Consider the following 24,842-nt stretch of genomic DNA (forward strand, 5'->3'; position numbering starts at 1 on the left):
CAACACGCCAAATGATAAAAGCCCTGACTATATTAGCCAGGGCTTTTAGGGTACTGCAGATTTAAGATTTAACATTCATTGACTTAATAACATCTTACTACTATCGGTACAGCTTCAAATGTACACGTTTATAACAGATAATATTGGGCACTAAAATTAACTAAACCTCCCTATATTTACTGATTTAAACACTCTGCCAACCTTATCACCATTCAAAGATATGGCAGGTCAACAAGTACATCCCCCTGCGCGATATAGACTCTTTGATGCGTGGCCTTACTTCCGTTGCGATATTATTCACATCACTAAACCAACACGTAATCGCAACCAAAAATAACAAAATCATGGCCTTACATCATCGCGCTTTCACCCCATTTTTGCGATTGTCGATACTGACTACGTGGCCTTAAAACATCATCGATGTGAGAGTATGAATTCTTCTCAACATCGACTCCCCATACAAAAATATTTCGTGACCTGTATCGCAAAATATTTATTAAAGAACACATTCGATGTCTTTAACATCACAGCAAGCTGAAACTTTACTGCTGTAATTCCAATCTACGCATTTTAAAAACGGTGTCAATACTGTTTTTAATAACATGGCTTTAATAACAGTGTTCGTTAGTTCAGCATGAGGAAAAAGTAGAAAAAAAGAGCACCCACGGTATTCAACCCTACGCCGCCGCGTTTAATTTAATCTCAACGACCGTATGGCCAGTGGTTATTTTCTTTGTACCAACGATGATTAATCCACTTAACTTCAGAATATTTTCCATATCTTTCAACGTTCTGTATCGCGTGCCATCCTGGCAGATAACGGATTGAAAAAGCGCATTCATCAATAACCTTGGTGAGGATTCTTCATGATCCAGCAAAGGTTCGATGATTAATAGCGTCGAATGCCCAATTGATTGCGCGATGGCTTTTAATATTTTCAGGCAGAATGCGTCGTTCCAGTTATGCAATATATTTTTAAGCAAATAGACGTCATAACCAGAAGGAATTGCCTCAAAGAAACTGCCGGGAGTGAAGGCCATTCTTTCTTTCAATTCAGGATAGTGCTGTGCGACACGCTTTTCGCTTCGATTGCAGACGCCGGTCATGTCGAAAAGACAACCCGTTAAATGATGATACTGCTTTATCAGCTCAGTCAGAATAACACCGCTACCACCGCCAATATCAACAACGCTGCCAGCCGTTTTAAAAAGAGATGCATATTCTTTCGCCAGCACATATCCCACCGGGCGAGATAAATCCCGCATGGCAAGATCGTAAATGTCTGCTCGTGATGCGGAGTGCGCCAGATGATCATATAATGTCAGCCCAAAGACCTGCTTAAACCCCGACTCCCCTGTACGACTCGTATGCAATAGTCCATCAAACCCCTGATAGTATTCATTACCGAACAGCATACAGAAATGCTTCATTGAGCTGATGTTATCCGACATCAGCAGCGCAGAACGTGCATTATTTTTAATAACACTTCCATTTTTCACTTCAAAAAAGCCAAAGACCTCAAGCACCTTGATAATATCAAAAATGTTCTTTTCACTCGCCTGACAGTCCTTTGACAATTCAGCGATGGTTGTCCCCTGCTCCCCTATTTTATCTGCTATCCCTATTTCCGCTGCAACGCATAATGCTTTTGCGGCCAAAGGCATCATCATAATTTCTGAAATACTTCTAATATGCTCAGCGGAATTCATATATTTCCCTTTATTCTCTGATTTCATAGTGAGGATGCGTTTACGAGCTAGATCGTCATTTATGCCGATACGCAAAGTATGCTGAAATCAGGCTAAAAACATATCATCCGTTTGACCGAACGGTAATCAGCCATCTACCATCCGGTCAGAAGGAATAAGGAATTAAAACGTCATGATTTAATGATAACCATACGAATTATTATTGTTATTTCAACGCAAGGATTAATTCATTTAGAATATAATCAGATAGAAAAGAACCGATCACCATGTCGTTAACAAATCATTGTTACAAAAAGAACATCCGAGGAATTTACAGTAGGCCACTCAGCCCAAGGACTGCCAGCGGCAGCGCGACGCCCGCTACCAGTGTCTGAACCGCAATGATACCCGCCATCAACGGTGCATCACCACCTAACTGACGAGCCATGATGTAAGACGACGATGCCGTCGGCAGCGCCTGAAACAGCAGTGCAGCAATTGCTGCTGGGCCTGACAGACTAAAGAGGTGGCAGGCAACAATCGTCACCAGCGGCATAGCAACAAATTTCGCGCATGATGCCATCACGACAGGGCGCAGCCAGCTACGCGTGGCAGAGAAATCCAGCGCAGCGCCTACACACAACAACCCCAGCGGCAGCGACGCCTGTCCCAATGATTTCATTACCGGCTCAATCCCCGGCGGCAAACCTAACTCGGTAATCTGCAAAGTAATGCCAATCGCACAGGCCACTACCAGCGGGTTTAGCGCCAGCAACCGCACGGTATTCTTGAATGACAGCGTCCCAGCATTGCCGTAGCGGGCGAAGATCAAAACACAGAGAATATTGACCGTCGGCACAATTGCCGCGTTCGCGACGGCGGCAAGCGCCACACCGTGTGCACCAAATAGCCCAGCAGCGGCAGACACGCCAACGTAGTTATTAAAACGGACGCCGCCCTGAAATATCGAGGTAAACGCTGCATCATCAACGAGAAAAAAGCGACGCACCGCGACCAACCCGACAGCAACGGCCACCGTCGAACACACCAGCGTCAGGATCATCGCTGTTACCGGCACGCCATCCAGACGCGCCGTCGCCAGCCCATGCAGAAATAGTGCGGGAAGTAGAATGTAATAACCCAGCCTTTCAGCCTGTGGCCAAAACGCCGCCGTCAGAAAAGCACGTTGACGTAACCACGATCCCAGCACGATCAGTAGCGCGATAGGCAACAGCGCCAGCAGGAGCGAGACGATCATAAACTGACACGCCACGGCGCAGAAGGTGAAAGCGGGAAGGATTGCGGGTTGGACACCATGAGTCAGTACCTGAAAGTGACGAAACAGGCACTACCATAGCGGGACTTCTGATGAGAAAAAAACGAGATTAACTCGACATTAAGTCAATTATTTCTCATGAATCGCATCCTCATCCGCCTGCGTTCGAATGGCTTCAGCCAGTGCCGCAGCAAGACGTCCCGCAGGGCGATCTTCACGCTCCAGCAACACAACGCGGCGCTGCTGTTGAGGATCGGCGAACGGAAGGCATGTCAGATGAGTCAGGCGACTCGTTTCCCGCTCGGACAGCGGAATAATCGCCACGCCAAGCCCGCAGGTAACCATCTGCATAATCGCATCCTGACTGTCCAGCTCCATATCAGTTTTTACCCGCAGCCGCTGGCGACGGAGCTCACGATCGATAGTTCGTCCAGCCCAGGCGCGGCGATCAAAACGAATGAAAGGATGATCTTGCAGGAGCTGTCTGACATCCCGAGACGCCAGCGCCGGTGGTGCAATAATCCAGAATCCTTCCTGATAGAGCGGCGTACTCACCAGACCAGTTGGGTAAGGTTTTACCGGCTCAGTGGTCACGGCAGCGTCCAGTTCGCCAGCATCAATACGAATGGCCAGCTCTGCCGACATCCCCGAATTCACCAGAACACGCAGGCGTGGATGAGCGCGACGCAATGCGGCCAGCGCGGCGGGCAAAACGCCAGCCAGCGCAGTCTGGATCGCGCCAATTCGCAGGCGTCCGGCCAGTTCCCCACCCTCGCCTAACTCGGCGGCGATACCGTCATACTGCGCAAGGATATCCCGCGCCAGCTCCACTGCGCGATGTCCGGCTTCGGTGAGTACCGGAATGCGACGTGAGCGATCGAAAAGCGACACCTTGAAGTCTTCTTCCAGGCTGCGGACATGCAGACTGACGGCCGATTGCGTCAGACACACAGCTTCAGCCGCACGGGCAAACGATCCATACTGAGCAATCGCAACCAACGTGCGTAAGGCTTTTAACGACATTCGATCGACTCTCCGATAGAGAAAAACAGCGTAAGCAGTCACAATGTCGCCTTTTTGCATAGGTTGCAACATACGTAGGCGGAGGAGATGAACGGGAGAGATACGCCAGCGAAACAGTGATACGTTTCGCTGACATAAACTGGGCGAGGCTCTGCACCCTGACGGGACACAGAAGAATTAACGATATAAAAACGCTGAATAATCAGTGAGTAACGTGTAAATAATGTATTTTTTATTTTTTGATGTAAGACCAAATACCATCCCTTACAGGATTCGGTATTATTTCCCTGGTGCGGCGAATATTTGCTTAATTTTGTGACGCTATCGACATATAATTAGCGTAGAACGTCGTGGCTTTAAATTATAGCACAAGAATAGAAAACCATAAAAGGTGAAAAACACCCTTGCCTGAAAAAAATAATAATGATAAGCGAATATTTTGCAACTCAATAAATTAGCAAGATAATAATGATCAATAAAATATTAACCAAAGCGAATATCAACATTCATTTAATTAATACCCATCAAGGAGAGCTGTATGTCACCAGCAGCGGAAAACACGACTGACTACATTCATAATCTGATTACTATGATGGAGTGTTTAAGCGAGCCATGGGGTATTAAGGATTTATCATCGCGGCATATTTACATGAACAAGGCGGCCTATTTTTATACCAGTACACCAGAGAGATTTGATATCGAGGGCCGATTTGATGACGAATTCCCGGCCAGTTGGGCGGAACTCTCAGATGATTTAAAAGAACACGACAGATTGGCAGGAAATAGTGAACAACGGGTGACGGTAATCGAAACACATTACTGGTATGGCAAAAAAACTCTCACACCTTGCATTAGTGAAAAAATTCCTATTTTTGATAAAAACAAGATCTGTATTGGAACCATGTGGAGTGCCAGACAGTTAGATTCGCGTTCTCCCTTGATCTATATTAATCAGCAAAAACCCACCGTATTACAAACGGAACTCTCTACCGATGTTTTTACACCGGCAGAACTCGACATTATATTTCTGTTATTGCAGCGTTTTTCAAATAAGGAAATTGCCCGAAAAATGAACGTATCACCAAAAACAATAGAGAACAGAGTCTATAACATGTACCAAAAAACCGACACGCACTCTCTACCTCAATTTGAAGAATTTTGTCGGAATCTTGGTGTAGACGGTTATATTCCTAACTCTCTCATCGAGAAAGGCATTCAATTTATATAAGAGAACCTATTTACATGGAAAAAATAGATGACTACCCGGTCAGCCGCGTTCCGCTGAGTGTCCGGCTGCCTTTTTTAAATGTGGCATTAGTGCACATCGGCATGTTAACTGCGCTAGACCAGTTTATGTTAGGTGCGGTGCTCGGCCATTCAATGACGCTGGGCCAGGCATTCCTCGCCATCTTTATTGGCAGCGCCATTTTTGGCGTGGTGACCGTGGGGCTGGGCTACGCAGGAATGAAAGAAGGCATGTCGGGCAGCCTGCTCGCACGCTGGTGCGGCTTTGGCCGTATTGGTTCCGTCCTGATTGGGCTGGTGATCGCCGTTAGCCTCATCGGCTGGTTCGGCCTCCAGAACGCCGTATTCGCCAAGGCGCTCAACTTTGCGATGGCGGATAAGCTCGGTTTTGGCTGGTCTGCTGCCCTGTCCGGCATTGCGCTAACGCTGCTGGTTGCCTTTGGTTTCAGGGCGTTACGCTTTACGGCCAAAATCGCCGTGCCGATGTTTGTCATCGTCGTCGGCTATATCTCGATCATGACGCTCTCCGGCCACAATATTGCTGAACTGATCGCCTCCGCACCTAACGGTGAAGCCATTTCCATTAGCGCTGGCGCGACGATGGTCGTAGGCGGCTGTATCGTCGCGAGTTTGATTACTCCCGATATGACGCGCTATTCCCAAAAAGGAAAACACGTTTTCTGGATGACGATGCTGTCAATTATCGTCGGGGAATTTGTGGTAAATGGCCTCGCCATCATTATTGCCCGTGCGCTCAATACCGCAGACGTTGTGACGATCATGTCTCAGGCGGCGGGCGGCATCGGGCTGATTGCCGTGATATTTTCGACACTGAGGGTGAACGATATCAACCTTTATTCCTCCTCTTTGGGAATCGCCAATGCCATAGAGGGCGTCACGGGGAAGAAATTACGCTATGTCTCAATCACGCTAGTGATTGGGCTCATCGGCACACTGCTTTCAGTTGCCGGTATTCTGGACCGCTTTATCGATTTCCTGACGCTATTAGGCGTGCTGTTCCCACCGATTATCGGGGTGATGCTGGTTGATTATTATATTTTGCGCACCCACAAGACATTGCTCGAAACCAGCCGTGCCGAAGGCCAATTACCCGACAGCGCACAAACACCGTTGATTGGCTGGCCGGCTATTATTGCCAGCACTGTCGGTGCCATCGTCGGATTAGCCTTTGAGTGGGGCGTACCCGCGTTTAATTCGTTAATGGCCGCCAGTCTGCTTTATTGGGTAATACAGCATCACATCAATAATCACGTTTATTTTAGGAAACTAAAGCATAACCAAAATTTAAAATGAAATAGGTAACAAGATAAAATTAATCTATAATCCTATCGGCCTCTTCTTACAGAGGTCGATAGTTTTTTACTTAAGAAAAAATAGGCCATGATGGCCTTGGGATGGGGCCTTATCTATCTACGAGAAATTCTCTCTCGTGAAATAATAAGGCTGATTAGCAATAGTCATGCTAGGAAAAGGATTTATGCCAAAAATAAAAACACTTCTCACGCCACTAAACTGTCTACTCGTTTTAAGTGGCGCATTGATGGTCAATACGGCAAACGCCGCTGAGGCTTGTGTCGCGGGAAACTGGCAGGTGGATAATTCCATCACCGATATGCCTTCCGTGAAATACCAGACTGAGCACTTTGCCTTCCGCTGGAATAATAACGACGTTAACCGCAATGATGCGGTAGCCGCAGGGCAGAAACTGGAACAAATTTGGGATAAGTTTATTAAACAAATTGAGTTCCCCGAGCCTTATTGCAAACAGACCGTGAAATATAAAGCCAATATTCACATCGACCCGACCTTTGGGCTCAGCGGGGGAGTTGCGGGTGGTGGCAGCATGGGAATGTGGATTGGCCCTGCGTCACTCAAGGATAACTGGGGGCTGGCGCACGAATTTACCCATGCGCTGCAAGGGCAAACTGGCGGCTTCCAGAGTTCAGGCGATAACTACGTTGGCTGGATTTGGGAATCCCACGCGAACTGGATGACGCACCAGATGGATGAATTCCGCGGTACGTCGGCACACTGTTCGGAAATGCAGGTCAACTACTCGCATATTTATCTGGGTTCAACGCGTAACCGCTACTGCAACTGGCAGTTTATGGAATACCTGAAGAATCGCTTTGGCTATGGTGCCATCAACGATATGTGGGCAAAAGCGCCGAAATGGGGCGAAAGCGGCCAGTCAACTGCCGATCCATTGTCCGTTCTGCGTACCAACATGGGCTGGAGCCAGTCTGAATTCAACGACGTCTTCGGCGACTGGGCAATGCACAACGTCAACTGGGATTACATCGATCCCGACGGTTTCGACCGTGGCCGTTTTTACCGCTCAACATACGGCAGCTATGGCGCGGTGCAACCCAACCAGAATAACGCTGACCGTTTGCTGAGAACCACAGAGCTTGAACCGGTTGTCGGTGCCAGCGCCAGCCTTCGCCGCTTCTCCGTACCGTTCGATCAGGCTCCGCAGCAGTTAGGCTACAACATCGTCAAACTTATCCCAGAAAGCGGTGCGACGAAAATCACCGTTAAATTCCGTGGTATGGTGCAGAGTAAATCGGCCATCACCCGCTTCCCTGGGCTGAAAAACGATCCGGCCACCATGCCGCAGCCGAATTCCGACTGGCGTTGGGGGATTGTCGCTATCGGTTCGGACGGCGTTTCTCGCTACAGTGAATTGCAGCGCGGCGCGTCTGCCACGGTGAAAAATTTCACGATTCGTCAGGACGATCGCGGCATTTACATGGTGGTCATGGGCACACCGTCGCAAATGCAGAAGATCAAGTGGGATCAGGCTTACTATTCCCTTTACCGCTACCCGTGGATGGCTGATTTCACCGGCGTCTGGCCGGAAGGCAGCCAGCCTGGTGCACCGAATCCAACCGCTAACGGTTCCCGTCACGCCAACGGCGGCGGCTGGGTATCCAACGCAGCCAATGTTGCCCCTACCGCCTACGTCGGGCCTTACGCTCGCGTCATCGGCGGGACGGTGAGAGATAACGCCAGAATTGAAGATCGTGCAACGATTCTGAGCGGGACAGTGGAAGGACGCGCCGTTGTCAGCGGCCTGACGGTGATGCAGGGTAATACCATCGTGCGCGATAACGCGCGTCTGCATACCGTCTTCATGGGGCCGGGTGCGTTTGAGCGCGGCATTGTGCTGTCAGGCAATGCGCAAATGCGTGGCGATGCGGAAATTCGCGGTGCTTCCGCGTCGCAGGGCGTGTTCTATGGCTTTATTGATGAAAATGAAGTCAGAAGCAGCGAAGCCGGTGCTTACCTGACCGAAGCCGTTCCAGAAGTAACGGCCGTTCCGGTCTACAGCACGAAGTAATATCACCACAAAAAGGGAACCGACTCAGAACCACGTTACGTGGCTCTCAAAATAAGTCGGCCCCATAAATAAACAGGCCGCCCTATTGGCGGCCTGTTTCATACGATGCATAGCACAGACTCTTAGAACAGTGCGCCGGGCGGCACGTCTTTATAAGTATTCAGGTAAGCCGCCAGCATTTTTTTAAAGAAGTTACGCACTTTTTTCACCTTGGTTTTACTTAACTTATTGTTTAACTAAGCGATGGAATGACTGTTTAGCGATGACTTGTCTTAATGGCAGCGCCCCGCTTGATGGGGGGGAATTGTACACGCTTGTTGAGCAAAAGCACATTTTTTGTGATGCAAGTCACACAATAAAATTCACTGGTCCTCCCCCAATCCAACTTATACCCACGCTGATTTTCTTTTGTTGCGAATCATTATCCTCAGTGACCAATACGCCGCTAGCTATGCTATGCTCATGATGAAAGACGAAATTTTAGTCACTGTCCGTTATTAACTGAGCGCCATTCACTGTCGGTTAGCACACTTTTCACGCGCAGTCACCACGGTTTCGCCATTGGTTATTCGCTGACGAAGGCCCATTCCTACCCCCATGGAAACCTGGAAACTTAACCTCTTCTCTGCCTGGCTGGGATGCTTTTTCACCGGGCTGGCCATGAGCCAGATATTACCCTTCTTGCCGCTGTACATTGAGCAGCTTGGCGTTCACTCGCACGAGTCGCTGAGCCTGTGGTCCGGCTTGATCTTCAGCTCGTCTTTTCTCATCTCAGCCGCCGTTGCGCCACTGTGGGGAAGCCTCGCCGATCGTAAAGGCCGAAAGCTCATGCTGCTGCGCGCCGCACTCGGCATGGCTATCGTGATGTCATTGCAGGGGCTGGCGACCAACGTATGGCAACTGTTCATCCTGCGCTCGCTCATGGGGCTGACCTCTGGGTACATTCCCAACGCAATGGCGCTGATCGCCTCACAGGTTCCACGTGAAAAAAGCGGCTGGGCGCTGGGAATGCTATCGACTGGGCAGATCGCTGGCGTTATTCTCGGCCCCTTATTCGGCGGCTTTATGGCCGATTATATCGGGCTACGCATCGTCTTTTTCATCACCGGTGGCTTGTTGTTTATCAGCTTCCTGATTACGCTTTTCGCAATTAAAGAGAGCGTGGTTAAGGTCACCAAAGAGAATCGACTCAGCGGAAAAGCCGTCTTCGCTTCGCTGCCGTATCCGGCGCTCATCATCTGTCTGTTCATTACGACGATGATGATCCAGATGGCGAACGGCTCTATCAGCCCGATCCTGACCCTATTCATCCGCGATCTGGTTCCCGGCACCGACAATATTGCTTTTATCAGCGGCGTGATTGCGGCCATTCCCGGCGTGTCCGCCCTGTTATCCGCACCGCGGCTTGGCCGGTTAGGCGACCGGATCGGCGCACATCGCGTCCTGATCGCCGCACTGGCAATCAGCGTGCTGCTGTTCCTGGTCATGGCGATGGTACAAAGCCCTACACAGCTCGGCATCCTGCGCTTTCTGCTGGGCTTTGCCGATGGCGCACTGATGCCAACCGTGCAGGCACTGCTGGTCAAATACAGCAGTCAACAGGTGACGGGTCGCATCTTCGGCTATAACCAGTCATTCATGTATCTGGGCAACGTACTGGGGCCGCTGGTGGGTTCCGGCGTATCCGCCCTGATGGGATTCCGCTGGGTTTTCGTCATCACCGCCTTTCTGGTGCTGTGTAACACAATCCAACTCTTTTTCGCCTTCAGGAAACCGCGCGGAAAAGGATAACGCCCCGGTCAGCAATTGATATTCAATGAAAACCGCATGCTTCATGGCAAAATCAAGTGTGCGGTCACAAAACTGACATGATGATTATCTATGCTCCGACGATACTTCTGTCAAATCGCCCCACATCAAAGAGCTAATCCCATGAAACACACGTTGTTAGCACTGCTGGTTGCCGGATTTTTGCCGTTCAGCGTTCAGGCCGCAGGAGAAAAAGTGACACGCTACGTCGTTACCTTCCCAGCCAGCGATCATGTTGCGTATCAGGGCAAATTCGCCCAGAACTTCCCCAACGGTTTGCCTGTCGGCATTGGCTCCGGCCTCTATTTTACTGGCAAACAGGGTAACGACCTGATGTTCACCACCGTCACCGATCGCGGCCCGAATGCCGATGCACCGCTGGTCGGTGAGAAAGAAGCCAAGATCTTCGCCAGCCCTGACTATGCGCCGCTGATGATGAATATTCGGGTCAGCGCGAAAGCCGCCGAGGCGATCAACGCCCGCCCGCTGCACGATGCCGAGGGCAATATCACCGGCCTGCCGCTGCCCGCAGACATTATCGGCACCACCAATGAAGTCGCACTGAATGATGCGCTGCAACCGCTCAGCACCAGTCAGCGCGGGCTGGACACCGAAGGCGTTACGCCGGATGGCAAAGGCGGCTTCTGGCTGTGTGACGAATACGGTCCGTTCCTGATTCACGTTGATGCCAGCGGGAAGATCCTGCAAAAATTCGGGCCAACGCCTGCGGGCAACGAACACTCGGTTGCCAGCGGTTTACCGAATATCATCAAGTGGCGTCAGCCGAATCGGGGTTTTGAAGGGCTGACCCGCCTGCCGGACGGCACGATCGTCATGGCCGTGCAAAGCACGCTGGATATCGACGGAAAAAGCAAAAACAAAGCGCAGTTTACGCGTCTGGTGATGTTTAACCCGGAAACCAAAACCAGCCGTATGGTGGGCTACCCCATCAACATCGACAGCTATAAGAAAGCGAAGGATGCCAAGATCGGCGATATCGTGGCGCTGGATAATCAGCGCATTCTGCTGGTCGAGCAAGGCGCAGACAAAGACAAGCAGATGCAGAACCGCATCTATCTGGTCGATCTCAGCAAAGCGAGCGATCTGACGCCGTTCGATGCCGATGGCAAATCGCCAGAATTTGACGATCTCGCCCAGTTGGAAAAACGCGGCATTACGCTGGCGCACAAGCAGGAGCTGGTGGATCTGCGTAAGCTTGGCTGGCAGCAGGAGAAAGTGGAAGGTCTGGCACTGGTCGATAAGCAAACGCTGGCCGTCATTAACGACAACGATTTTGGCCTGCAATCTGTACTGCAATCCCCAGTGAAAGCAAAAGATAAAGCGGACGACTATCAGGTTACTGCCGATGGAAAACTGACGCGAGATGGCAAGGCGGTCGAGACGACGTTAGCCATCAAACCGTTGGAGAAGCCAGAAGCCGATAATGAACTGTGGGTGATTCATCTGGCACAGCCGCTGAAGTAGTCTTCTGTGAAATGGCTTCCACCGGAGACGGGGAAGCCACTGTTCAACGCACTCAGGTTAGCGCGCTCAGGCGTGCTCGAACCAGTCGCTATTCTGTTGCGCAATTGGCGTGATCGAATAGATCATTTCCTGCAAATGCTCACGAATGGCTTTTTCTGCGGCATCAGGATCGCGCGCTTTCAGGGCGCTAAAAATCAGGTAGTGCTGTTGGATCAGGCTGGTCGGCGGTGAAACCTGACTCAGGCTGAGAAAACGCACGCGGTCCATCGTCGCTTTAATCGACTCGATGGTTTCCCACGCCAGTGGACAGTTGGCAATCTGCGTCAGAAGCTGATGGAAGCTGTCGTCAAGGCTGAGAAACTCACGCACCTGCTCATTCTGCGCGGCCAGTTCCTGACGGCGTAAGTTGTGCTCCAGCGTCAACAGCTGTTCTTCCGTCACCATTTCTGCCGCCCGGCGCACAATCGCGCACTCCAGCGCTTGACGGATAAAGCGGGCATCCGCCACGCGCTGCTCGGAGATTTTCATCACAAACGTGCCGCGCTGCGGCATAATTTGCACCAGTCCGGCCTCTGCCAGCTTGATAAAAGCCTCTCTGACCGGCTGGCGGGACACATCAAAACGCACGGAAATTTCTTTTTCAGACAGCAGTTTACCCGGCGGAATATTGCACTCCACAATGTCTTTGCGCAGTACGCGATAAATTTGCTGATTGACTGGTTCGTTGTTGTTGATCTGAAAAGAGGTGTCCATGCCGCTGTGCTTACCCGAGAAATTTACCGCTTATGATACACGCTTAGCGCAGCGAGTGTCAGTGTTACAACGCCTGTCGTGGTGAGATCGGGAGACACAGGATAAGGCATTGTCGGCACTCGCCTCACCCTGTGTTGCTTTATGATTACGACTATCTAATGCAGTCACGCAACGGCCGTCGCCGTCGCGCTTTCATCCTACCAGTCGGTACCCTGCAATGTTCCCTTCACGCCCTTCGCTAACAGCGACAGGTAGTGCTGCGTCACCGCATCGACAAAGACAGGATTCTTCGGTAAGTCTTCACCAAAAATCGCCGTCAGCGTCAGCAATGCCGCGACTCGGCTTTCACCTTCCGAGCTGCATTGCACCGTTTCCGCGATCAAGTCTTTCAGCGGATCGCTAATTTCAATCGGTTGTCCTTGCTCATCCACACCGCCGACATAGCGCATCCACCCTGCCACGCCGAGCGCCAACGCATCAAAACGGCTGCCGCGAGCCAGATGCCAGCGGATCGAATCCAGCATCCGCTGTGGTAGTTTTTGCGAACCGTCCATCGCAATCTGCCAGGTACGGTGTTTTAACGCACGGTTGCGATAGCGATCCAACAGCGCATCCGCATAGGCGGCGAGATCGACCCCCTGCGTACGCAGCGTCGGTGCCTGCTCACGCAGCATCAGATGATGCGCCGCCGCGACCAGTTCGCTGTCCTGCATGCACTCACTGATATGCTGGTAGCCAGCAAGGTAGCCCAGATACGCCAGAAACGAGTGGCTGCCGTTCAGCATACGCAGCTTCATTTCCTCAAACGGCAGGACATCCTGTACCAGCTCCGCGCCCGCTTTTTCCCACGCAGGACGGCCGTTGACGAAGTTATCTTCAACCACCCACTGGAAGAACGGTTCACAGGCGATCCCCGCGGGATCGGCTACACCCAGCTGTCCCTGAATCGTCTCCAGCGTTTCTCCGGTGATAGCTGGAACAATCCTATCCACCATCGTGGACGGAAAGGTGACGTGCTGTTCAATCCAGCGCGCCAGTTCGACATCCTGCAACTCGGCCAGTTGCACGATCACGTTGCGCGTGACGTGCCCATTTTCCGGCATATTGTCGCAGGACATCACGCTGAATGCCGGTAGCTGGCGTTCCCGTCTGCGTTTGATGGCAGCCAGAATCACACCGGGCAGGGAGCGTGGTTCTGCGGGTAACTCCAGATCGTGGCAAATCAGCGGATGTTCACTATTCAGCTGCCCCGTCGCCGGATGGTGGCAATAGCCTTTCTCCGTGACGGTAATCGACACAATGGCGATATCCGGCGCGCTTAGCGCTTCCAGCACGGCGTCGATACCTTCGACTTCCGCATGCAGCGCGCAGGTTGCTACGCCAATGACCCGGCTATTCCAGCCGCTGTCCGCCATTTCGGACACCGACCACAGCAAATCCTGTTGGCGAATGGCTTCAATCTGCTGCTCGCCGCCAATCAGGTTGATTTCGCAATAGCCCCAGTCGCTACCGTGCTCCGCCGCCAGCTTATCGGCACAGACCGCCTGATGCGCCCGGTGGAATGCGCCAAAGCCAATATGCGCAATACGTGTTTTTAGCAGGCGTCGGTCGTAACGCGGCACCACAACCTGCGGTTTAAGAGTGGAAAATTCACTGATACTCATCGTTATCCCTGATAGGTGATTCAAAAAATACGTCAACTGCTGGAAACCTGAGAGGAACGGGGATAATGGGTAGATCGTAAAGACGCTGTGAATACATCCCTGTACGCTCGGATTGCGCGAATATGAATCTCATCCCTGAGATTCACCCTTTCAGGGCCGTCGCTAGCGACGTTCAAAAACGTTCCTGACGTTTTTGTCCATGGCGCAAACGCTTTACTCTTCTATCCCATTATCCCCGTTTTCGCTCCGCAAACGGGAGCGCTGTGGTGTTCTATTATACCGCGTCGTCTAATTCATCTAAGTCACGGTCTTTCACTTCCGGCATACAGATAGCCGCGACCAGACCGATCACAGAATAAACAATCATCATCACGACAATCGGCCACCAGGAACCGGTCATGTTGCAGAAAATACCCGCTAACACCGGACCAAAACCAACGGCAACCAGGCCACCTGTTTCTTTGGCAATCGCCATTTGCGTAAAGCGGCTGCGTCCACCGAATATTTCCGCCATGGTGATGTTTTCCAGCGCAAATAATCCCAGCACAGCAAAGTTATGAATAATGATAATACTGACGACAATCACGTTAACACTATTCTCTTTATCGACGATAAGAGAGAGCATCGGGTAGGCTAACAATATCGCCGAGATATTCAGAATAATATACGGTACGCGGCGACCAATTTTATCCGAGAGCCAGCCTAATAATGGAATAGTGATAAAACCAATAATAGAGCTGATCATCAATGCATCGGTAGGAATAGATTTATTGAACAAGAGCGTTTGGACTAAATATCCCGCGAGGAAAGTCTGAATTAACCCTGAATTTCCCGCCTGTCCGAAGCGTAATCCTGTTGCCAGCCAAAACGCCTTGCTTTTGAACATGGACAGTACTGATTTTTGCTCGCTTTGCTCAACCACCAGAGCAGGTGATGACTCCTCAGTACCAGAGACATCATTACTGACTTTTTCAAAGACCGGGCTTTCTTTCAGGTTCATACGCAGCCAGATCGCGAAGATCATCACGACTACGCTCGCCAGGAACGGTACACGCCAGCCCCACGCCAGTAACTCTTCTCTAGAGAGGGCAAAAAACATAACGGCCCAGATAGCCGTAGCACTGAGCGTGCCACAGTTGGTACCCATTGCCACCAGTGAGGAAATAATCCCGCGTTTCCCTTTCGGCGCGTATTCAGCCAGCATGGTACCGGCACCGGAAATCTCGGCTCCCGCTCCTAACCCCTGCACGATACGCAAGGTCACCAGCAAGATGGGCGCGAAAATACCAATCTGTGCGTAGGTCGGTAACACGCCAATTAACGTGGTACAGATCCCCATCATGGTAATGGTGATAAAGAGCACGCGCTTTCTGCCGATGGAGTCCCCCATTCGGCCGAAAATAAAGGCACCGACGATACGTGCGACATAGCCTGCGCCGTAGGTTCCCATTGCCAGAATCAGCGCCATTGCCGCCGATTGTTCAGGGAAGAATATTTCATGGAAAACCAATGCCGCACCGAGCGAATACAGTTGGAAATCCATGAATTCCAATGCGGTGCCCAACCAGCCGGACACCGCCGCTTTAACTAAGTCAGAGGTACTTCTTGCAGGTTTTTCTTGTCCAGATGCTATTTTCGTATTCATATATACTCTCGACGATTTGTAATTATGGTAGAGCACAGTAAGTAAAATTACCGTTCATCATGGTGTCGCAATCCACTCCAGACCCGTTATTAATGGTCTGGAGTGATTAAGAGAGAAATAATTACTTCAAAGGAATCATTATAGTTTTCTGTAATCGATAATGTGTTTCCCTTTTATATATCCCGGTTGCCAATAACGTGTCATGCATCATTAAATGTCAGCAGGACTTTGCAGCAGCGTTTTTGATCTTTTTCAAAAACTTCAATTGCCTGTACAACCTCCTGATAATCAAACCGGTGGGTAATCAGTTTAGCCGGATCGATACGTTTCTCTTTCAGCCACGCAATCACGATAGGGAATTTATTGGCATTCAAGCGCGATGAGAAAATGGAGATCTCTTTGCTGGTTATTCCCTGTTGGCTAACCTGACAAGGCTCGCTGGAAAAACCCATGATGGCGATACGTGCCGCAGGAGACGCAATCGTAATCGCTTCCTGCAAAATAGACGGATGGCAGGCAGCATCAACAATCAGCGTAGGCTTGATATTGAGCGCTTCCAGCTCGTCTTTTAATGACAGCGATGCGTTGTTGATAACCCTGTCCGCTCCGCTACGTAATGCCATATCCAGACGTTCAGGAATGCGATCGACGACAATGACTTCCTTCACGTTGAACACGCCTTTCAGCACCTGAACCGAGGTCAATCCCATCGGTCCCGCGCCATAAATCAGGGCGATATCCTGCTCCGTCGGTTTCACCTGTGCGGTCACGTTGGCTGAAATCGTGAAGGGCTCGATCATCACGGCGAACTCATCAGGGATCTCGTCTGGGATAGTGTGTGCATTCTTCGCCGGTACGGCAGCGTACTCGCTGAATCCGCCATCACGGTGCACACCCAGCACCACCAGCGAGGTACAGACGTTCGGCTTGCCGATGGAGCAAGGGTAGCAGTGGCCGCAGCTCACTACCGGGTCGACCGAGACGCGTTCGCCCAGACGGGATGCCTCCACGCCCTCACCCACCGCCTCAATCACGCCGAAGAATTCATGCCCGATCACACGCGGGTATTTAGCAAAAGGGTTATGCCCGCGATAGATGTGGCTGTCCGAGCCACAGATGCCCGCCAACTTTACCTTCACCCGAACGTCACCTGCCGCTAGCTGCGGAATAGGACGCTCTTCAATCACCAGTTCATTTGGCTGCTGTATCACAATGCTTTTCATATTTTGGTCTCTGATTACCTATTCCACTCTTACCAGTTCCACAACGTGCCATCTTCCAGACGGGCAACTGGGAGATAAGCGGGGTCATAGGGGTATTTGGCCGCCAGCTTTTCATCAAACTCAATGCCTAATCCCGGTTTTTCGCCTGGGTGCATGTAGCCGTTATCGAATGTCCAGTTATGCGGGAACACTTCCAGCATTTGCTCCGAGTACCCCATGTATTCCTGCACGCCGAAGTTTGGCACCCAGAGGTCAAAATGCAGCGCCGCCGCCATGCAGATAGGCGACAGGTCCGACGGCCCGTGTGAACCGGTGCGCACCTGATAGAGCGAAGCAAAGTCGGCGATGCGACGCATGCCAGTAATCCCGCCCGCGTGGGTAATCGTGGTACGGATGTAGTCGATGAGCTGTTCTTCGATCAGCTGTTTGCAATCCCAGATGCTGTTAAAGACCTCACCCACCGCAATCGGCGTAACCGTGTGCTGACGGATTAAACGGAAGCACTCCTGATTTTCCGCAGGCGTCGGGTCTTCCATCCAGAACAGACGATAGTCCTCAATGCTTTTACCAAAGCGCGCCGCTTCAATCGGCGTCAGACGGTGGTGCATGTCGTGCAGCATGTGCTCGTTGAAGCCAAATTTGTCGCGCACCGCTTCAAACAGCTTAGGCGTGAAATCGAGGTATTTTTCCGTCGACCACAGTTGCTCTTCCGGCAAGTTGCCTTTCGTCGCCGGCTCATACGCCAGCCCTTTGCCTTTCGCCATGCCGTAGGTGGTTTTCATACCCGGCACGCCGCACTGTACGCGAATCGCCTTGAAGCCCTCATCGCGGTGCTTGGCGTAATCATCCAGCACTTCATCAATCGAGTGACCCGTGGTGTGGCAATACACCATGACGCCCGTACGCGATGCGCCGCCCAGCAGTTGGTAGAGCGGCATGTTGGCGGCTTTGGCCTTGATATCCCACAGCGCGGTATCGACTGCCGAAATCGCGGACATGGTCACTGGGCCACGACGCCAGTACGCGCCTTTGTAGAAATACTGCCAAATGTCTTCGATCTGGTGCGCATCGCGGCCAATCAGCTGCGGACACACATGATCTTTGAGGTAAGAGGCGACCGGCAGCTCACGCCCGTTGAGCGTCGCATCGCCGAGGCCGGTTAATCCGCTATCTGTCGTAATTTTCAGGGTGACAAAGTTTCGCCCCGGGCAGGTGACAAACACTTCAGCGCTGACAATCTTCACGTTACTTATCCTTCTGTGCATGTAGCCATTCGTTTATGCTGACTACCATACAAGTATATTAATCAAGATAATTTGAATCGCCTCACATTTATTCACATCTGCAACATTTATCTAAAATTCATGAAAAGCGAGAGGAAGAACCGGAGTGCGCCGCGGGGATAAAACGTGGGCAGATAAAAAGGTTGGCGGCGGCTTGTGCGCTCAGCGCTGCTAGGGCTGGATACGCACAGAGCATGTTATCTGTTACAGTGCATGCCTTGGATATCGGCACCTTTTGAACAAGGAAAATCTCCTACTGGGCAGACTTGCTGTTGTAGTCTTGCAGGAAATCTAGAAACAGGCGCACCATAGGAATGTTCGTGCTGCGCTTCAGATAGCTAATGGCGAAAGTCCTTTTCAGTTGCTCTTCCAGCGGAATCACCGCGACGTCGTAAGCGGTCAGGCTTTTGGCGACAGACGAACAGAGGAAAACCACGCCGGATAGGTTGATCACCAGATCCATAATGATGTCCATATTGCTGCATTCACGAAAGTAGCTGGGGTTGATGCCCTGCCGAGTGAAGGATTCAGAAACAGCAGCATGCTCCCCTGTCCCTTTCTGCGGCACGATCAGTTTTTCTTTTACCAGTTGCGGCAAGCTTAGCGTCTTATTGCCCGCAAGCGGGTGCGACGTCGCCATCACCGCAACAACGTCATCGATCTGACAAATGGTGTGATGAAATAACGGATCGTTCAGGTATTCATCAAAAGGCGTCGAGAAAGACAGGTGAATCTCGCCATTACGCACCCTTTCCAGCAAATCGGTGCTCACGCCGTCAATGAAAGAGATATCGATATTGGGATAGGCTTTCTGAAACAGGTTAAACATATTGTAGTGTGCCAGACGGTTAAAAATCGGGATCACGCCAACCAGTAGCGCACCATCCGTGCTTTCCTCATAGCTGCTGACGAACTGTGCCAGTTCATAATGCTCCTTAATCATCCCCTGAATTTTGTCCGCAAAGATCTCCCCAAATGGTGTAAGAGAAAACTGCCGGGTGGTTCGGTTAATCAGCTTTCTTTCCGTTTCAATCTCCAGGCGGGCGATCTCCTGTGACAAAAAAGCCTGAGAGATATTCAGCGCCTTTGCCGCCTTAGTGAAACTCCCGACTCGGATGAGCTCCTGATAATAAATCACACGCTTTATGCTGAACATTGTTTTATATTACGCATCAACGATAACTTCTATAATCGGCCATGATAACAATTATAATGATTTGTAAATAATCAAATGTGATTAGATGCACATTTAATTCATGAGAAATAACGTTAATAGTAGAGATAGTCAACTTATTATCAACGAGGAAATAATTCATTCATTTAAGACGAAATACCAATAATATTAAAGATTTTTTAATATTACCTTTACAAATATGACATCACCTCTCTCAAACAAAAAAATTTACATACCACTAACAAAAGGACTTAAGATATGGATTATTCGAAAACGACAAAAATAGGGTTAGCGACCTTGGCAATGATGAGCGCGACAGCAATCAATGCAGCACAGAACCAGCATGAAATCACCGTCAAACAGGAAACGACATCCGTGAAGTTAATCTCTGACGTCGTTTACTCTCAGGTATCGGTGCGGGGCTACCCTAACGTCGCATTAAAAATGGATATCCTTCAGCCTGAAGCGAAAACCGCACTTCCCGTCGTATTATTCATTACCGGCGGCGGATTCGTTAATGCCAATAAAGATAATTACCTGCAACAGCGTCTTAACCTTGCCGAAGCCGGTTATGTCGTTGCCAGCATGGAATATCGTGTCGCCCCCACCGTGCTTTTTCCCTCTCCGCTGGAAGACGTCAAGTCCGCCATTCGTTATCTGCGTGCCAATGCGAAAAAATTCGGCATTGACGGACAACACGCTGCGGTTTTCGGTGCGTCTGCGGGAGGCTATCTGGCAGCATTTGCTGGGACGACAAATGGTTCAAAGGACTATGATAAAGGCGATAATCTCGATCAAAGCAGTGATGTTCAGGCCGTGATTGATTTCTATGGCTTATCCGACCTGACGCTTGTGGGTGAAGGTTTCCCTGACGATGTCGTTCAGAAACACGCATCATCTTCCGCGACAGAAGCAATTTGGGTCAATGGCACCTCGGTATTTAATGAAGGAGGCGCAATCACCCGCTACCCTGAAAAAGCTGCTGCCGCTAACCCTATTAACTTTATCAACAGCGCGACGCCCCCATTCCTGATTATGCACGGCACGAACGATACCGTAGTTTCTCCACGTCAGACCGAGAGGCTGCATCAGGCACTAACAGAGAAAAAGATCGCGTCAACCTACTATAGTGTGAAAGGCGCAGAGCACGGTGGACCGCATTGGCTGCAACCGGAAATCATGAAAATTACCATCCGCTTTCTTGATAAGCACTTAAAACCTTGATGCCTGCAGACAATTAAAATTTTATCCCCGAATAACTCATGTTGCATAAACGTTAGAGCCTAACAAGCACTAACGTTTTTTATTTGTTACCAAAAATGCCATTATCAATTCCTCTCTCATTTATTATCACATAAAAAAACGTATAATCTGATATACATCAATTATTCAAAATCACCGTACATAGAGAAAATAAAAAAAATCACCCTAGTGGAAGCCTTGATGACTAAAAACAGGAAGAACTAAGAATAAAGCGATAACACAATAAAACTTCATTTATAACAAATCTATATTTGTTATATACGGATCTACAAAAAAATAAACGTGACCAATCGCACACTTACCCGTTACTTCCCATGTTTCAATAAAACCACAATAACAACGTGGTCTGCTTATTATTTTCATCGTAATAACGGAGCGTTATTCCTATTAGCGCCACACTGAGAAATATTAATGCTATTGCTGGATGCATAATATCTAGCCGTCGCGCGGCTATCACCCCAATGTGAAGATTTATAATATGGAAGACTTATCTCGCCGTCGTTTTATTGCCTATATGGGAGGTACGATTGCCATGAGTGGGCATATCGGTCTCGCACAAGCGCAAAATGAACCCGAAAAAACGCAGGGTAAAGTAGCCGTTAAATATGGCTTATTGCATAACGAAATGCGCTGTATCGGCTGCAAAGCCTGTATCAAGGCCTGTAAAGAGACCAATAACGTGCCCGATGGCGTAACCCGGCTGGATATACTGCAAACCGTCGATATTCCTGCCGTCGAGAAGACACGCGCCATCAAGCAATTTTTCCGTAAATCCTGTCAGCACTGCGAGAATCCGCCCTGTGTTGCCGTCTGCCCAACGGGAGCCTCCTTCAAAGATGCGCTCACCGGCATTGTTGATGTGAACGATAAACGCTGCGTGGGCTGCCGCTACTGTATTGCCGCCTGTCCTTACCATGTGCGTTTTATCAATCCCGTCACGAAAACGGCAGACAAATGCAATTTTTGCCGAGAAACCAATCTGGCCGCTGGGAAACAGCCTGCCTGTGTCGAAATCTGCCCCACCAAAGCGTTGGTATTTGGCGATCTCAACGACCCTGAAAGCAACATTGCCAAAATGATCGAGAGCAACGCGACCTACCGCTCCAAGGTCTATTTGGGCACTGAACCCCAGCTCTACCGTATGCCGGGGAAACGAGGAGAAATCGACAATGCATAATGCCTTCACGTTCGACACGTTGGTATGGGATTGGCCCATCGCCGTTTATCTTCTTCTGGTCGGCATTTCAGCGGGAATGGTATCGCTCTCGATGCTCCTCAGGCACTACGTTCCCAGCGAATATCGCGGCAGTAATCTTGTCATCAAAACCACGGCTATCGTCGCACCGCTCGCCGTGATCCTCGGGCTGGGGATTCTGATTTTCCACCTGACCAAACCCTTTACCTTTTGGTATTTGATGGTCTTTTACAACCCGACCTCCATCATGTCGCTTGGCGTGATGCTCTTTCAGGTGTATTTCGTCGTGATGCTGTTATGGCTGATCACGCTTTATCATGATACATGGCTGACGCAGCTTGAAACCGTCTGGCACCGACCTGCGCTGGCGGCGCGAGCCCGTCAGTTAACAGCGGTAATCGTCAAACAAGCGGCGGTGATTGAGAACCTGCTGCTGGTGCTGGCAGTCTTGCTCGGCTGCTATACCGGCTTTCTGTTGTCCGCGCTGAAATCGTTCCCGCTGCTGAATAACCCTGTTCTGCCCGTCCTGTTTCTGGTATCCGGCACCACCTCCGGCATTGCCGTCATGCTGCTGGCCAGCGCATGGGGCCGTAATACATCGGAGCATTCACGCTCCCTGCATTTCATCCACCGCGTGGAAACGCCAGTGGTGTATGCCGAATTGTTCCTGCTGTTTGCGTTCTTTATCGGGCTGCTGCTTGGCGGCGGGCAAAAGGTTGTCGCCGCACAAACCGCACTATCGGGTTTCTGGGGCGGCGTATTCTGGATCGGCATTATCGGCATCGGTATTGTGATTCCCGCTATTGCCAACCGGGTACGCAAGCCCTCTTCCCATTCCGGCAAAGGGCAAGTGATTACGTTAGCCGTCATGAGCCTGTTCGGCGTGTTCCTGCTACGACTGTTCGTGCTTTATGCCGGACAAATGACGGTGGCCTGAATGAATACGTCATGGGTCTTATTCTGGATTGCTTCTGCCACCTTTTTCATGCAATCGCTGGATACCACCATGGTGTATGTCGCCATCCCCGCCATCGCGCAGTCGTTACACCAGCCGGTGTTGCATATGGAGACGATCGTGATCGCCTACATTGTCACGGTCGTCGCGTTTACGCCGGCCAATAGCTGGCTGGCGGAACGGCTAGGGGAACGGAAAACCTACCAGATTGCGATTGCCATTTTCACGCTCGGCTCGCTGCTGTGCATGACAGCAACCACACTCGGCAGCTTAAGCATTTTCCGCTTTATTCAAGGCATCGGCGGTGCGCTCATGCTGCCCATCATCAGAACCGTGATATTACGCACCACACCGCAGAAGCTGAAATTACGCTTCCTGAATCGGGTGACCTTATTGGGATTACTTGGTACCCTGATCGGCCCCGTTTTCGGCAATATTCTGGTTAGTTTTCTCTCGTGGCAGGCTATTTTCCTCGTGAATATCCCGCTGGCTTTACTCTGCTTTTTTCTGGCAACCTACTATATTCCTACTGCAACGATAAAAGAGACATCACGCACGGGTGCCTATGAAGTCGCCTTTCCCATTTTAATGTTATTTCTCGTGGCCTTCATGTTGACCACCGCCACGAAGAATATATTGCCAACGTTCGTCATGCTATTCCTGTCTTGCAGCACGCTGGGCTTGGTATTTATTTACTATCGGCAGCATCTCATTGCAGAGACGACATTATTCCCTCGCGCCCTGTTTGGCATCAGAACCTTTTCTGTCGGCGTTATTGGCGGCGTCGCAACGCGCACATTACTGGCATCAACGCCCGTCGTGCTTTCGTTAATGCTGCAAACGACGCTGGCCTGTAAACCTGCGGAAACCAGCTTGGTTTTGCTGCTCTTTTCCAGCGGTGCGTTACTATCAAAAATGCTGTTCGAACCGCTGGTCACGCGTATTGGCTACCGTCGTTTGTTGATGCTGACAACCAGCGTCACGTCTCTGTGTATCCTCGCGTTGAGCGTCGCCGTGCAAGAGAAATTAATGCCGCTCATCGGCATCATCGCCATGATATTAGGCGTGCTGATTTCGACCTTATATTCAGCAGAAAGTACGCTGGCCTTTAGCAACCTGAATAACAGCACGTACCACAGCGGTAATAATCTTTTAACCATTAGCCAATTACTTTCCGTCATGCTCAGTATGACGCTGACATTTCCGATATTACGTTTTCTTTCTCAGTTTGAAATCCTCTTCAACCTTAATCACTTCAGTCTGTTGTTTTTATTACTCGGCATTGGCTTACCCCTTTGCTGCCTGATATTCAGGCCCCTCAATAACGACGATGGTTATCACTTTATTCATGGGAGATAGCGTTATTTATGGGAAATAGATTTGTGATTCACCGTATTCATTCAAAAACTACTGGAACTATTGATATGAAAATCTGCTCAGGAATCCTTCCACTCTGCCTGTTATTCGCAATGGGAACCGCGGTGGCGCAAGAAGGAAATTTTAAAGCGGGCACCTATTCCGCCGCGAGACAGGGTATCGGCGGGGACGTCACCGTTACGCTTGATATCGATGCGCAGGGGAAAGTCCTTAAATCGACGATTGATGCCCCAGAAGAAACGCCGGAAGTCGGCGGGGAAGCCGCCATAGAACTCGCGAAAACCATGACCGAAAAGCAGAGCATCCAGGTTGATGGGGTGTCCGGCGCCACGATGACCAGCGGTGCGGTGAAAGAAGCGGCGGAAGACGCGTACTCGCAGGCTAAGGCGAATTAATACCGTGTGGTAAGAATACTAATAA

Annotated in this window: 20 protein-coding genes; 10 read left to right on the top strand and 10 right to left on the bottom strand. The window is 50.4% G+C overall.

From position 1 onward, the window contains the following. Positions 1–677: 677 nt before the first annotated feature. From DMB82_RS16045 to DMB82_RS16055, 3 genes are all read right to left on the bottom strand, one after another. Positions 678–1,709 (bottom strand): methyltransferase, encoded by a 1,032-nt coding sequence (locus DMB82_RS16045; RefSeq protein ID WP_116164921.1) that lies wholly within the window; start codon positions 1,707–1,709, stop codon positions 678–680. A gap of 310 nt (positions 1,710–2,019) precedes the next feature. Continuing rightward, positions 2,020–2,946, bottom strand: a complete 927-nt coding sequence (locus DMB82_RS16050; protein WP_116164919.1) for an AEC family transporter — start codon at positions 2,944–2,946, stop codon at positions 2,020–2,022. A 147-nt stretch (positions 2,947–3,093) separates the two neighbouring features. Next, positions 3,094–3,987 carry a LysR family transcriptional regulator gene (locus DMB82_RS16055; RefSeq protein WP_116164917.1) on the bottom strand — a complete coding sequence of 298 codons (894 nt, stop codon included), beginning with the start codon at positions 3,985–3,987 and terminating at the stop codon, positions 3,094–3,096. Positions 3,988–4,525: 538 nt separating this feature from the next. Between DMB82_RS16055 and DMB82_RS16060 the strand changes: the two genes are divergently transcribed. The 3 genes from DMB82_RS16060 to DMB82_RS16070 all read left to right on the top strand — a co-directional run bounded on the left by DMB82_RS16060 (position 4,526) and on the right by DMB82_RS16070 (position 8,596). After that, on the top strand, positions 4,526–5,215 hold the full coding sequence (locus DMB82_RS16060) for a helix-turn-helix transcriptional regulator (protein WP_116164915.1): 690 nt from the start codon (positions 4,526–4,528) through the stop codon (positions 5,213–5,215). Between the two features lie 14 nt (positions 5,216–5,229). Beyond that, positions 5,230–6,546 (top strand): purine-cytosine permease family protein, encoded by a 1,317-nt coding sequence (locus DMB82_RS16065; protein WP_116164913.1) that lies wholly within the window; start codon positions 5,230–5,232, stop codon positions 6,544–6,546. Between the two features lie 184 nt (positions 6,547–6,730). Continuing rightward, complete coding sequence (locus DMB82_RS16070; protein ID WP_102118253.1) at positions 6,731–8,596, top strand: Svx/AvrXca family virulence/avirulence protein; 1,866 nt, start codon at positions 6,731–6,733, stop codon at positions 8,594–8,596. A gap of 122 nt (positions 8,597–8,718) precedes the next feature. On the opposite strand, the gene azuC is transcribed toward DMB82_RS16070, so the two are convergent. After that, complete coding sequence (gene azuC / locus DMB82_RS20815; RefSeq protein ID WP_125176151.1) at positions 8,719–8,775, bottom strand: stress response protein AzuC; 57 nt, start codon at positions 8,773–8,775, stop codon at positions 8,719–8,721. Between the two features lie 418 nt (positions 8,776–9,193). Here azuC and DMB82_RS16075 point away from each other — a divergent pair, with 418 nt between their 5' ends. Continuing rightward, positions 9,194–10,387: a multidrug efflux MFS transporter gene (locus DMB82_RS16075; protein ID WP_102118252.1), complete on the top strand. Its 1,194-nt coding sequence runs from the start codon at positions 9,194–9,196 to the stop codon at positions 10,385–10,387. A 141-nt stretch (positions 10,388–10,528) separates the two neighbouring features. Then, entirely contained in the window at positions 10,529–11,890 is a 1,362-nt protein-coding gene (locus DMB82_RS16080) for an esterase-like activity of phytase family protein (protein WP_116155499.1), read from the top strand. Positions 11,891–11,956: 66 nt separating this feature from the next. Here DMB82_RS16080 and DMB82_RS16085 read toward each other — a convergent pair whose 3' ends face one another. From DMB82_RS16085 to DMB82_RS16110, 6 genes are all read right to left on the bottom strand, one after another. Continuing rightward, a complete protein-coding gene (locus DMB82_RS16085; protein ID WP_010309278.1) occupies positions 11,957–12,643 on the bottom strand; it encodes a GntR family transcriptional regulator in 687 nt (228 codons plus the stop codon). A 197-nt stretch (positions 12,644–12,840) separates the two neighbouring features. After that, a complete protein-coding gene (locus tag DMB82_RS16090; RefSeq protein WP_116164911.1) occupies positions 12,841–14,307 on the bottom strand; it encodes a mannitol dehydrogenase family protein in 1,467 nt (488 codons plus the stop codon). Positions 14,308–14,581: 274 nt separating this feature from the next. Then, positions 14,582–15,952, bottom strand: a complete 1,371-nt coding sequence (locus DMB82_RS16095; RefSeq protein WP_116164909.1) for an MFS transporter — start codon at positions 15,950–15,952, stop codon at positions 14,582–14,584. Positions 15,953–16,152: 200 nt separating this feature from the next. Continuing rightward, entirely contained in the window at positions 16,153–17,175 is a 1,023-nt protein-coding gene (locus DMB82_RS16100) for a Zn-dependent oxidoreductase (RefSeq protein ID WP_116155496.1), read from the bottom strand. A 29-nt stretch (positions 17,176–17,204) separates the two neighbouring features. Beyond that, a complete protein-coding gene (manD, locus tag DMB82_RS16105) occupies positions 17,205–18,419 on the bottom strand; it encodes a D-mannonate dehydratase ManD (protein WP_039283781.1) in 1,215 nt (404 codons plus the stop codon). A gap of 292 nt (positions 18,420–18,711) precedes the next feature. Continuing rightward, complete coding sequence (locus tag DMB82_RS16110; RefSeq protein WP_102118247.1) at positions 18,712–19,614, bottom strand: LysR family transcriptional regulator; 903 nt, start codon at positions 19,612–19,614, stop codon at positions 18,712–18,714. Positions 19,615–19,890: 276 nt separating this feature from the next. On the opposite strand from DMB82_RS16110, the gene DMB82_RS16115 reads away from it, so the two are divergent. The 5 genes from DMB82_RS16115 (at position 19,891) to DMB82_RS16135 (ending at position 24,817) form a co-directional block, all read left to right on the top strand. After that, positions 19,891–20,856 carry an alpha/beta hydrolase gene (locus DMB82_RS16115; protein ID WP_116164907.1) on the top strand — a complete coding sequence of 322 codons (966 nt, stop codon included), beginning with the start codon at positions 19,891–19,893 and terminating at the stop codon, positions 20,854–20,856. Positions 20,857–21,373: 517 nt separating this feature from the next. Next, on the top strand, positions 21,374–22,072 hold the full coding sequence (locus DMB82_RS16120; protein ID WP_102118245.1) for a 4Fe-4S dicluster domain-containing protein: 699 nt from the start codon (positions 21,374–21,376) through the stop codon (positions 22,070–22,072). Beyond that, a complete protein-coding gene (gene nrfD, locus DMB82_RS16125; RefSeq protein WP_116164905.1) occupies positions 22,065–23,027 on the top strand; it encodes a cytochrome c nitrite reductase subunit NrfD in 963 nt (320 codons plus the stop codon). The genes DMB82_RS16120 and nrfD overlap by 8 nt, the downstream gene beginning before the upstream one ends. After that, positions 23,028–24,404 carry an MFS transporter gene (locus tag DMB82_RS16130; protein ID WP_116164903.1) on the top strand — a complete coding sequence of 459 codons (1,377 nt, stop codon included), beginning with the start codon at positions 23,028–23,030 and terminating at the stop codon, positions 24,402–24,404. It abuts the gene before it with no gap. 65 nt (positions 24,405–24,469) lie between these two features. Further along, on the top strand, positions 24,470–24,817 hold the full coding sequence (locus DMB82_RS16135; RefSeq protein WP_102118242.1) for an FMN-binding protein: 348 nt from the start codon (positions 24,470–24,472) through the stop codon (positions 24,815–24,817). Positions 24,818–24,842: the final 25 nt, after the last annotated feature.

The organism is Pectobacterium aquaticum (assembly GCF_003382565.3).
Taxonomy (GTDB): Bacteria; Pseudomonadota; Gammaproteobacteria; order Enterobacterales; family Enterobacteriaceae; genus Pectobacterium; species Pectobacterium aquaticum.